Origin of the sequence: Streptomyces sp. NPDC004658 (assembly GCF_040609555.1) — a bacterium.
In the GTDB taxonomy this organism is placed as follows: Bacteria; Actinomycetota; Actinomycetes; order Streptomycetales; family Streptomycetaceae; genus Streptomyces.
This window is the reverse complement of the sequence record NZ_JBEXKG010000078.1, coordinates 24,979-36,053: the sequence shown is the minus strand read 5'-3', so window position 1 is coordinate 36,053 and position 11,075 is coordinate 24,979. Positions and strand designations below refer to the sequence as shown.

The window sequence follows — 11,075 nt, the reverse complement described above, 5'->3', positions numbered from 1 at the left end:
TCCGGCGCGAATGGCTCTGGCACCGCGTCTGGGAACTCGACCGCATCCACGAACTGCCGCTGCCCGTGCTCGGCCAGCCGCCGCCCAAGCCCACCCCACGGCCCTCCGTGACCCCGGTGAGCTACCCGGCGTACCACCCCCACGCCATCAGCCGCCCCACGCGCGGTCACACCTCGCCCGTCACCTACGTGCTGCTCATCACCGTCCCCGCGATCGTCGCCGTGGCGGCGCTGCGCCCGCGCTGACGGGCCGGCACCCTCACTCCCTGGAGGCATCAGTTGTCGGATTGGCTTGTTCTCGTCCTCGCGATGCTGGGGGCCTGTGCCGTGGTGGTCGTCATCACGCTGCTACGGCACCGGACTGCCGCCGAGGACGAGGATCCCAGCGAGACCCCGGACGTCATCGAGTACATGACCATGTGGATCGGCGTCATCTACGCCATCGTCCTGGGCCTGGCCATCGCGGGTGTGTGGGAGGCGCGCAACAGCGCCCAGGACCACGTGCAGACCGAGGCCCAGGCGCTGCACGAGATCTCGGAGCGGGTCCGGGTCTACCCGCCGGACGTCCGGGACGGGATCCGCGCGGACATCGACGCCTACGTCGGGTACGTCGTCCACACCGAGTGGCGGGCGATGGCGGACGACGAACGGGTCACGGAACGCGGCACCGAACTGCTGCACAACGTCCGCGAAGCCGTCACCGACTACCAGCCGAAGAACGACTTCGAGGCGCAGGCCTACCAGCCGCTGCTGGACCAGATGGCCACCGCCGACCAGGCGCGCAACGCGCGCGCCGACTCCACCGGGGCCACCATGCCTTCGGTCGTGTGGTGGGGGCTGTTCACCGGCGCGCTGATCACCATCGGCATGGTGTTCGCGCTCCAGATCCGGCGCACCGGGCGCGAACTGGTCCTGGCCGGGCTGTTCTCGGCCACCATCGCCTTCATGCTGTTCCTCATCTGGGACTTCGACGCGCCGTACAGCCGCGGCATCGCGGTGACCGCCGAGCCGTTCCAGAGCCTGTTCCCGGGCATCACCGGGTAACCCGGCCGCCCCGCCGTCAGCGGCGTCCGCCGCCGGGCCGCACGGCAGTCACGGCAGGCCTTCGCCCCCGCTTCCGCGAGGAACCGGGGCGAAGGCCTGCCGACGTGCGTGTGCTCAGGGGGCGGGGACGGTTCCGGTGGCCTCGACGGCGCACCGGGGGCTCAGGCGCGCTTCTCGTGCCGGCGGCGCAGCCAGAAGGCACCACTGCCGAGCACGGCCGCGCCCACCAGGCCGCCGCCGATGGCCATGTCGGTGGGCGTCGCGCCGCTGGTCCTGCTTCCGCCGAAGCCGCCGTTGACGCCGCCGACGACGCTGAAGGCCCCGCGACGGGTCAGAGTGCGGCCGTCGCAGCGGACGGTGACGTCGTACCGGCCGCGGCCGGCGTCCCGGTCGACGATGGCGACGCCCCGCGCGGTGTCGTCGTGGTACCGCTCCAGTTCGATGGTGCCGAAGGCGTCGGAACTCGCCGTGCCGCCCCGGCAGCCGTTCACGATGACGGTGAGGCGTCCCCCGGCCGACACGATGTCGGGCGTGACGAAGATGTCGCGCGAGTTGCCGAAGTCGTCGCCATGGCCCCCGAAGCCCTCTCCGCCCAACCCGTTCCCGCGGCCGAAGTCGTCTCCACGTCCGTTGCCGAAGCCCCCGTTCCCCCGGCCGTTGCCCTCACCGCCGCGGCCGTTGTTGCCCTCGCCCCCGCGGCCGTTGTTGCCCTCGCCCCCGCGGCCGTTCCCTTCGCGGCCGTTGCCGTTGAAGTTCCCGTTCCCGCGGCCGTTGCCGTTGCCGTTGAAGTTCCCGTTGCCGTTGAAGTTCCCGTTGCCGTTGCCGTTGAAATGACCGTTGCCGTTGATGTTCCCGTTGCCGGGGAAGACGCCGTTGCCGGGGAGGACGCCGTTCCCGCTGAAGGTGCCGATGTTGCCGGTACCGGGCACGATGACCGTGGCGTTGTTGTTGTCGGTGCTGCTCGGTCCGCCCCCGTTGCCCATGCCGTCCGCTACGGCGTCAGGGGCGGCGAGCCCGAGCACGGCGACCGCGGTGCACGCCGCCGCCAGGGCGCGTTGGTTGCGCATGTGATCCTCCGCGGGAGGCGCCCCGGGTCCCGTCCCCGGTGCATCGGCGAGAAAACACCTCCCGGGTAGACCCTCGGACGCGCAGAACACGCCCGCATGTCGAGAATGGTCCGTCCTGGTGAGCCGACACGCCGACGGACAACCACACAATCCGATATTGCCGCAGGTCACGGACCGTCAGAAATTCCCTGGAAACGGCAACTCGGATGGCGCACCGGCCGGGCGCCGGGCCACCCGTTCGCCGATCGACCCGTCGCCCGCCCCGTGCGCGGGACTTAGCGTTTTCCCATGCGCGAGGGACGTGGCGAGGCCCGCGTCGAGAGGGGTGACGAATGTCTGCGTCCAAGCTGGCCCAGCTTGCCGAAGAGGAGGAGCGGCGGAGGAAGCGCGCCCCGTGGGGGGTGATAGCGCTTGTTCTGCTGACCGGCCTGGCGCTCATTCGCAATGGCTCGGGGGAGTTCGACGTCGGCCCGCCGCAGCCCGCCACCGCGGCGGCCCCGGACACCCACGCCACCCTGGGCACCTTCGCACCGGCGCCCGCCTCGCTGCCGTTCGCCCCGGTGCAGCGGGTCCGGATCCCGGCGATCCGGGTGGACGCGCCCGTCGTGCAGGTCGGGCTGGACGCGGACGGCTGGGTCGCGGCGCCGCCGCCGGAGAACCCGGGCCTGGCCGGCTGGTTCACCGGCGCCGTCTCCCCGGGGGAGAAGGGCACCGCGGTCATCGTCGGACACGTCGACAACAAGCAGGGCCCCGCCGTGTTCTACGGCCTCGGGGCGCTGAAGAAGGGAGACCAGGTCGAGGTCCTGCGCCAGGACGGAAAGACCGCCGTGTTCGAGATCTACGGGGTCGAGGTCTTCGAGAAGAACAACTTCCCGGGCGACCGGGTGTACGGCTCGAAGGGAGCGCCGGAACTCCGGGTCATCACCTGCGGCGGCGGCTTCTCGAAGCAGAACGGCTACGACGGGAACGTCGTGGTCTTCGCCCGCCTGGCCGCGGTCGTCTGAACCACCGCGGCCCGGCGGGCGAACGAGGAACACCCAGGCCGGAAGGCGTCACACCCGCCGGCGGGGCACGGTGAGGCGGTATCCGGAGTCGATCAGATAGGGCAGCCACTCGCGGATCGCGCGGACGGTCTGCGAGCGGTCGCCCCCGGCGTCGTGGGAGAGCACCACGACACCGGGGGCGGCGCCGCTCTCCACCCGGTCGATGATGGTGCCGGTGCCGGGCTCCATCCAGTCGGTGGTGTCCACGGTCCAGGCCATCGGCTCCATGCCCATCTCCGCGCCCAGCTGGAACGCGGCGCGGTTCCAGGCGCCGTAGGGAGCGCGGAACCACTGCGGGCGCTCGCCGTAGGCGTCCTCGATGGCGTCGCTGGTGCTCTCCATCTCGGAGCGGATCTCACGGCGGTTCAGCTCGGTGAGCAGCGGGTGCGTCCAGGTGTGGTTGCCGACGACATGGCCCTCGTCGGCCATCCGGGCCAGCAGTTCCCGGTTCTGCACGACGCACTCGCCGCAGACGAAGAACATCGCCCGTACGTCGTACTTGGCGAGGGTGTCCAGGATGTGCGGGGTGTACGCCGGGTTGGGGCCGTCGTCGAAGGTCAGCACCATGTGCCGACCGCTTCCGGAGACCCGCAGGATGGGTTCCTTGCGCACCTTCAGCCTGCGGGGCGCGGCGCGCGGGGGTCCGTCCCCGGTGAGCGGCTGGAGCCGGAAGGCGGAGGGCTTGAGCGCCTGGCGGGCCTGGGGGCCGGCGACGGGGGCGGCGGCGGTCCGGGCGGGCTCCTCGCCGCTCTGCGCGAGGACGGCTCCGGCGGTGCCCGCGGCTCCCAGGGCGGCGGCACCGGCGAGGAGCATCCGGCGCCGCGTGAACAACTGATCCTTCTGCATGACCCATCAGTCGCCCCACCGGGCTCCGGCGCACCCCAACGGCACCGGTGCGGCGGCGGTAATACACCCGGACAGCGCAGTGGGCGCCAGGTGTCTCAGCGGCGGCGCACGAGCGGGAACGGCAGCGTCTCACGGATCGTCAGACCGGTGAGGAACATGACGACCCGGTCGACGCCGAGACCGAGACCACCGGTCGGGGGCATGCCGTAGGCGAGGGCCTGGAGGAAGTCGTCGTCCAGTTCCATGGCCTCCGGGTCGCCGGCGGCCGCCCGCAGCGACTGCTCGGTGAGCCGGCGGCGCTGCTCGACGGGGTCGGTCAGCTCGGAGTAGGCGGTGCCCAGTTCGGTACTGAAGGCCACCAGGTCCCAGCGTTCGGCGAGCCGCGGGTCGGCGCGGTGCCGCCGGGTCAGCGGGGAGACGTCCACCGGGAAGTCCTTGTAGAAGGTGGGTGCGCCGGTCCGGTGCTCGACCAGCCGCTCGTACATCTCCAGTACGACGTCACCGGGCCCGTCGTCGGCGGTGTACGGCACCCCGGTGCGGTCGCACAGCCGGTGCAGCCGCAGCAGTTCGGTGCCGGGACCGATCTCCTCCCCGAGCGTCTCGGAGAGCGCCTCGTGCACGGTCTTGACGGGCCAGGTCCCGGAGATGTCGTGCTCCGTGCCGTCCCTGCGGGCGACCGGGGAACCGAAGGCGGCGGTGGCGGCGCCCTGGATCAGTTCGCGGGCGAGGTCGAGCATGACGTCGTAGTCGGCGTGCGCCTGATAGGCCTCCAGCATCGTGAACTCGGGGTTGTGCTTGTAGGAGACCCCCTCGTTGCGGAAGGTGCGGCCCAGTTCGAAGACCTTCTCCAGGCCGCCGACGCACAGCCGCTTCAGGTACAGCTCGGGGGCGATGCGCAGGTACAGGTCGAGGTCGTAGGCGTGGATGCGGGTGGTGAAGGGGCGGGCGCCGACGCCGCCGTGGACCTGCTGGAGCACCAAGGTCTCGACCTCCAGGTAGCCGCGGTCCAGCAACCCCTGGCGCAGGGCCTGGACGGCGGCGGAGCGGGTGCGCAGGACGGCGCGGGCGTCGGGGCTGGTGATCAGGTCCAGGTGGCGGCGGCGGACCTTGGCCTCGGGGTCGGTGAGGCCGCGCCGCTTGTCGGGCAGGGGGTGCAGGCACTTGCCGGTGAGCTGCCAGGAGGTGGCGAAGACGGTGGGTTCACCCTTGTCGCTGGGGGCGGCGCGGCCGGTGATGGTGATGTGGTCGCCGATGTCCGTGTCGCGGGTGAAGCGGTCGAGTGCCGGGCCGGAGCCGTCGCGGGTGAGGGCGATCTGGTGGTCGCCGGACCAGTCGCGCAGCACGGCGAAGACGATGCCGCCCAGGTCGCGGACCAGCATGACGCGGCCGGACACGGTGACGTCCGCGCCGGGGGTGACATCGGCGAGGGCGTGGGTGGGGGCGGGGACGCCCACGGGGTAGGGGTCGGTGCCGGTGGCGCGCAGCCGGTCGAGGGTGCGGTACCGGACCCGGACCTGGTCGGGCGGGCCCGCGCGGGGGGCGGCGGGCCCGGCCCCGTCCCCTCCGGCGAGGCCGGACACCGGCGCGGGCGGCGGGCCCGCCGTGGTGGCGGGCCGCCGTCCACTCCTCGGGTGCCCTTTTCCCCAGAGTTTGCGCAGCGAAGGGACGGAGACGAAGCCTTCGGCGATGGCGGAGGCGAGGCCGATCCGGGCGAGGGAGGCGGTGTCGCCGTAGCAGATGAAGCGCGGGTACCACTGCGGGCGGTACTTGGCGTTGGAGCGGTACAGGGCCTCCAGCTGCCACCAGCGGGAGAGGAACAGCAGCAGCCCGCGCCACAGCCGCAGGACCGGCCCGGCGCCGATGCGGGCGCCCTCCTCGAAGACGGACCGGAAGACGGCGAAGTTCAGGGAGACGCGGCGCACGCCCAGTTTCGGCGCGGCGGCGCACAGTTCGGCGACCATGAACTCCATGACCCCGTTGGGGGCGGCCCGGTCACGGCGCATCAGGTCCAGGGAGACGCCGTCGCGTCCCCAGGGCACGAAGGAGAGCAGCGCGAGCAGCCGGCCGTCGTCGCCGAGGGCCTCCACGAGCAGGCAGTCGCCGTCTGCGGGGTCGCCGAGCCGGTCCAGGGCCATGGAGAAGCCCCGCTCGGTCTCGGTGTCGCGCCAGGCGTCGGCCTTGCGGACGATCTCCTCCATCTCGTGTTCGGTGAGGTGCCCGTGGCGGCGGATGCGGCAGACGGCTCCGGTACGGCGGATCCGGTGCACGGCCTGCCGGGTGACGCGCATCTCGCGGCCGGTCAGATCGAACCCCGGAACGTGCAGGATCGCCTCGTCGCCGAGCTGGAGGGCGCCCAGGCCGGCGCGGGCACAGGCGCGGGCGCCGGCCTCGGAGGCGCCCATGACGGCGGGCGCCCAGGCGTGCCGGCGAGCCAGGTCCAGCCAGGCGTCGATGGCGTGCGGCCAGGCCTCCGGGTCGCCGACGGGGTCCCCGGAGGCCAGGCACACCCCGGCCTCGACGCGGTAGGTGACGGCCGCCTTGCCGCTGGGCGAGAAGACGACGGCCTTGTCGCGCCGGGTGGCGAAGTAGCCGAGGGAGCCCCGGTCGCCGTAGGCCGCCAGCAGGGCGCGGATGCGGGCCTCCTCGTCGCCGTGCAGGGCGGCTTCCAGGCGCTGCGAACGGAACAGCGTGGCGGCCGCGTTGAGCAGGGCGAGGGCGCCGAGGAGGCCGAGCACGAAGGTCACCGGGCGCGGTGGGCGGCCGTCGAAGGCGCCGGCCGGGACCAGTCCGCCGCACACCCGGGCGGCGGCCCAGGCCAGGTGCTGGCCGGCCGGGAGCGTGCCGGGGAAGAGCAGCAGCAGGCCCCAGCCGAGCAGGATCGCCGCGGCGAGCCCGGCGAGCAGCACGGCGAGGGCCCGCCACAGGGCGCCGCGGCGGGAGACGGCGTAGAACTGCCCGCGCGCGAACACGAGCAGGAGCAGCAGCAGCGCGCACAGCACGAGGGACGGCAGCGACTCGGCGTACAGGCCGACGGCGGTGCCGAGCGCGTCGGTGAGGACGAGCAGGCCGAGACAGACGACGACCAGCCACCAGGCGACCTTCTTGCGGGCGGCGGTGGCGCCCGCAAGAAGGAACAGGAACACGGCGTAGGCGAGGTTGTCGCTGACGGGGACCAGGAGCAGGTCGAGGGTGCGCACGAGCGGGCGGAGCGGCCGGCGCAGCGGGGTGATGATCGCGAGCAGGGCGCACAGCAGGCCGAGGGCGGCGAAGAGGGTCGCGAAGGCCTCCGGGACCCAGCCGAGGCGTCCGCCGGCGGGCGGGCGTGTCGGCGCCGTGGCGGCCCTCCGTGCGGCGGGCTCCGCGGTGGCGGTCATGGTTCCGACTCTAGGAAGGGCCGCCGTGCCTCGCCCGTCGAACAGTCTCTCGTGAACCGGCGTTCACCAGGAACGGTCGATTCCGATAGCCTCTCGGCCGTGACGGAACAGCATCACGAGCAGCACTCGCCATCGGACCGGTTCGAACGGGGCACGGACGGGCCGAAGGTCATCGTGGTCGGCGTGGACGGCTCCGACTCCTCGATGCGGGCCGCCGCGTACGCGGCGGGTCTGGCCCGGCGCCAGCGCGCGCTGCTGGCGGTGGTGTACGTCCAGCCGGTGCTCGCGGCCGGGGCTGCGCTCGGGGTGCCGGTGGCGGAGACCACCGATGAGATCGCCGAGGACCTGGTCACGCAGATCCGGGACGCGGCCGAGCGGCTCAAGGGGACGTTCGAGGTGCGCTGGGAGTTCCACACCTTCCGCGGCGACCCCTACAACGGGCTGGTGAAGGCGGCGGACGAGCTGAAGGCGGACGCGGTGGTGGTGGGCGCCTCGGAACAGGCCGGCCACCGGATCATCGGGTCGGTGGCGGTCCGCCTGGTGAAGACGGGCCGCTGGCCGGTCACGGTCGTGCCGTAGGGAACGCGTCCCACCGGCCGCCGAAGGGCGCGGCGGGCGCACAGCGCGGGCACCGGCGGGGCGCCGGGCCGGTGGGCGGGAGCCGAGCTGGTGGGCGGGAGCCGAGCAGGTGGGCGGGAGCCGAACCGGTGGGCGCGCCCCGGCGGTCGGGAGCCGAGCAGGTCGGGACGCCGGGCCGGCGGCCGGGAGCCGAGCAGGTCGGCGCGCCCCGGCGGCCGGGAGCCGAGCCGGTCGGCGCGCCCCGGCGATCACCACCGGCCGTTCGCCGGGTGCCCTGATGCGTCGTCCTCGGCGGCGGGCAGACCCGGGCCCACCGCTCGCCGGATCGCCCCCGGACTCGCCGCCGCGCGCCCGTCCCACCGGTCGGACCGGGACGCCCCCGGGCCGTGCGTGGCGTCTTCCCTGGGGCTCCTGACTGAGCCATCATGATCCGCCGTCAGCCGTTTGCCGTCGGCGAAGAGGTGAGGCCCATGGACAGGCTCCGCGCGGGTGAGGGGATTCTCCGCCGCAAACCCATCGAGCACATCGAGGAGACGGAGGTCGGCGAGGGCACCCGGCTGGACAAGTCGCTGGGGCTCTGGCAGCTGACCGCGATCGGTGTGGGCGGCATCATCGGCGCGGGCATCTTCACACTGGCGGGCACGGTGGCGAACGGTACGGCCGGGCCCGCGGTGCTGGTGTCGTTCCTGATCGCCGGTGTCGCGAGCGCGTGCGCGGCGCTGTCGTACGCCGAGTTCGCCGGGATGATCCCGAAGGCGGGGTCGGCCTACACGTACGGTTACGCGGTGCTCGGCGAGTTCGCGGGCTGGTTCATCGGCTGGGACCTGCTGCTGGAGTACACCGCGATCGTGGCCGTGGTGGCCATCGGGATCTCCGGCTACTTCAGCTTCCTGGTGGAGCAGATGGGCGCCGACCTGCCGCAGTGGATGCTGGGGGCGCCCGGCACCGGGGCCGGGCACCGGGTCGACCTGTTCGCGGCCCTGCTCTGTCTGCTGATCGCCTGGCTGCTGAACCAGGGCATCCGCAGCGCGGCCCGCTTCGAGACGTTCGTGGTCGCGCTGAAGGTGCTGGTGGTGCTGCTGGTGATCGGGGTCGGCGTCTTCCACATCGACACGCGCAACTACCACCCGTTCTTCCCGTTCGGCGTCAGCGGGGCGTTCACCGGCGCGGCGACGGTGTTCTTCGCGGTGTTCGGCTACGACGCGATGTCGACGGCGGCCGAGGAGTCGAAGGACGCCCAGCGGCACATGCCGAAGGCGATCATCTACTCGCTGGTGATCTCCATGGTGCTGTACGTGGCGGCCTGTCTGGTGCTGACGGGCATGCAGAACTACAAGGACATCGACAAGGAGAGCGGCTTCTCCACGGCGTTCAAGTCCGTGGGGCTGAACGCGCTGGCGGACGTGATCGCGGTCGGTGCGATCATCGGCATCCTCACGGTGATGTTCACGTTCATGCTGGGCGTGACCCGGGTGTGGTTCTCGATGTCCCGGGACGGGCTGCTGCCCCGGTGGTTCGCGAAGACCCACCCGACGCGGCACGTGCCGACCCGGGTGACCTGGATCGTCGGGCTGGCCTCGGCCGTCATCGCCGGGTTCGTGCCGATCGGCGAGGCGGCCGAGCTGACCAACATCGGCATCCTGCTGGCGTTCGTGGTGGTGTGCACGGCGGTGATCGTGCTGCGCTACCGGCAGCCGGAGCTGCCGCGCACCTTCCGGGCGCCGGGGATGCCGGTCGTGCCCGGGCTGGGTGCCCTCTTCTCGATCTGGCTGATCACGTTCCTGCAGTGGCAGACGTGGGTGCGGTTCGCGGTGTGGTTCGCGATCGGCTGCGGGATCTACTTCGGCTACTCCTACCGCCGCTCGGTGCTGGCGGAGCGGCCGGCCCCGTAGTCACTCCGCCATGACCAGGCCGTCCTGCCCGGCGCCCCGGCTCAGCACCACGTCCCTGATCCGGTCGCGCACCCCCTCCAGTTCGGCGCCCTCCGCGATGGCCTTGCCGAGGTCGACGACCCGGCCGGCGTCGAGGTCGTACAGCTGCGGGACGAACTCGGCCTTGGTGACCCGCCAGGGCTCTCCCGGCCGGGCGGGCGGGGCGAAGGTGAAGCGGCCGAGGGTGGACTCGTTGCCGCGCGGGTCCTGGGCGCCCTCGCCGTTGTACATCTCGCCGGCGATCTGGTCGCCCATCCCGTAGATCACCCAGGTGCCGTTGACCTTCTCGTACGCCTGCGGGACGTGGGCGTGGGTGCCGAGGATCAGGTCGATGTCCGGGCGGCCCGCGGTGGCCGAGGCGGTGAGCCGCTGGGCGAGGGTGAGCTGCTGCCGGTCCGGCTCGTCCTGCCATTCGGTGCCCCAGTGCACGGAGAGCACGACCACGTCGGCGCCGGCCCGGCGGGCCGCGCGGGCATCCGCGATCATCCGGTCGGCGTCGATCATGTTCACCGCCCAGGGCTGTCCGGGCGGCAGCGCGTTGCCGTTGGTGCCGAAGGTGTACGACAGGTGGGCGACCCTGGCCGAGCCCGCCCGCAGCATCGTGACCGAGCGGGCCTCGGCCTCGGTGCGGGCGGTCCCGGCGTGCCGGAGCCCGGCCTGGTCCATGGCGTCGAGGGTGCGCCTGATGCCGGTGGCGCCGTCGTCGAGGGCGTGGTTGGAGGCGGTGGAGCAGCCGTCGTAGCCGGTGGCGGCGAGGGCCTCGGCGATCTGCGGCGGGGACTTGAAGTCGGGGTAGCCGGTGTAGTCGCCGTCGGCGCCGTAGACGGTCTCCATGTGACACAGCGCCAGATCGGCGCCGACGACGACCGGTTTGACGCCGGCGAGCATCGGGCGGAAGTCGTGGCCGTTGCCGCCGGCGTCGAAGGAGGCCCGCTCGATGACGGAGGTGTGCGGCAGCACGTCTCCGGAGGCGACGAGGGTGAAGCCGTCCGCTGCGGGCGCGGCGTGTCCCTCGGTGCCGGACTCCCGGTGCTGGTTCTGGCAGGCGGCTCCGGCCGCGAGGACGGCGGTCAGGGCCAGGGCCACCTGCTGTCTGCGTCCGATCATCAACTCACCCCAGGATTGTCGTATATACAGACGAAGCCGTGACGGGCATATGGGTATGAATCTGAAGAGTCGGATAAACAGCCCG

Annotated in this window: 9 protein-coding genes; 5 read left to right on the top strand and 4 right to left on the bottom strand. The window is 72.5% G+C overall.

From position 1 onward, the window contains the following. Positions 1-245 (top strand): hypothetical protein (locus ABZV94_RS24590; RefSeq protein ID WP_356343695.1); only part of this gene is annotated, 245 nt, incomplete at its 5' end. 33 nt (positions 246-278) lie between these two features. Next, positions 279-1,043, top strand: a complete 765-nt coding sequence (locus ABZV94_RS24585) for a hypothetical protein (protein WP_356343693.1) — start codon at positions 279-281, stop codon at positions 1,041-1,043. A gap of 161 nt (positions 1,044-1,204) precedes the next feature. Here ABZV94_RS24585 and ABZV94_RS24580 read toward each other — a convergent pair whose 3' ends face one another. Then, entirely contained in the window at positions 1,205-2,110 is a 906-nt protein-coding gene (locus ABZV94_RS24580) for a hypothetical protein (protein WP_356343690.1), read from the bottom strand. A gap of 332 nt (positions 2,111-2,442) precedes the next feature. Here ABZV94_RS24580 and ABZV94_RS24575 point away from each other — a divergent pair, with 332 nt between their 5' ends. Continuing rightward, positions 2,443-3,114: a class F sortase gene (locus ABZV94_RS24575; protein ID WP_356343688.1), complete on the top strand. Its 672-nt coding sequence runs from the start codon at positions 2,443-2,445 to the stop codon at positions 3,112-3,114. 48 nt (positions 3,115-3,162) lie between these two features. Here ABZV94_RS24575 and ABZV94_RS24570 read toward each other — a convergent pair whose 3' ends face one another. Next, on the bottom strand, positions 3,163-3,999 hold the full coding sequence (locus ABZV94_RS24570; RefSeq protein WP_356343686.1) for a polysaccharide deacetylase family protein: 837 nt from the start codon (positions 3,997-3,999) through the stop codon (positions 3,163-3,165). A 95-nt stretch (positions 4,000-4,094) separates the two neighbouring features. Then, positions 4,095-7,373: a bifunctional lysylphosphatidylglycerol synthetase/lysine--tRNA ligase LysX gene (gene lysX / locus ABZV94_RS24565; protein ID WP_356343684.1), complete on the bottom strand. Its 3,279-nt coding sequence runs from the start codon at positions 7,371-7,373 to the stop codon at positions 4,095-4,097. Positions 7,374-7,472: 99 nt separating this feature from the next. On the opposite strand from lysX, the gene ABZV94_RS24560 reads away from it, so the two are divergent. Together ABZV94_RS24560 and ABZV94_RS24555 are read left to right on the top strand one after the other, a co-directional pair. Beyond that, positions 7,473-7,952, top strand: a complete 480-nt coding sequence (locus ABZV94_RS24560; protein ID WP_356343682.1) for a universal stress protein — start codon at positions 7,473-7,475, stop codon at positions 7,950-7,952. A 470-nt stretch (positions 7,953-8,422) separates the two neighbouring features. After that, positions 8,423-9,844, top strand: a complete 1,422-nt coding sequence (locus ABZV94_RS24555) for an amino acid permease (RefSeq protein WP_356343679.1) — start codon at positions 8,423-8,425, stop codon at positions 9,842-9,844. Here the strand turns inward: ABZV94_RS24555 and ABZV94_RS24550 are convergent, their stop codons facing one another. Next, positions 9,845-10,990 carry a CapA family protein gene (locus ABZV94_RS24550; protein WP_356343677.1) on the bottom strand — a complete coding sequence of 382 codons (1,146 nt, stop codon included), beginning with the start codon at positions 10,988-10,990 and terminating at the stop codon, positions 9,845-9,847. It abuts the gene before it with no gap. Between the last annotated feature and the right edge of the window lie 85 nt (positions 10,991-11,075).

Bases quoted from the DNA above. Each gene is read 5' to 3' on its own strand.
- ABZV94_RS24555 (WP_356343679.1), top strand. From the start codon at position 8,423: ATGGACAGGCTCCGCGCGGGTGAGGGGATTCTCCGCCGCAAACCCATC.
- ABZV94_RS24570 (WP_356343686.1), bottom strand. From the start codon at position 3,999: ATGCAGAAGGATCAGTTGTTCACGCGGCGCCGGATGCTCCTCGCCGGT.
- lysX (WP_356343684.1), bottom strand. From the start codon at position 7,373: ATGACCGCCACCGCGGAGCCCGCCGCACGGAGGGCCGCCACGGCGCCG.
- ABZV94_RS24575 (WP_356343688.1), top strand. From the start codon at position 2,443: ATGTCTGCGTCCAAGCTGGCCCAGCTTGCCGAAGAGGAGGAGCGGCGG.
- ABZV94_RS24550 (WP_356343677.1), bottom strand. From the start codon at position 10,990: ATGATCGGACGCAGACAGCAGGTGGCCCTGGCCCTGACCGCCGTCCTC.
- ABZV94_RS24580 (WP_356343690.1), bottom strand. From the start codon at position 2,110: ATGCGCAACCAACGCGCCCTGGCGGCGGCGTGCACCGCGGTCGCCGTG.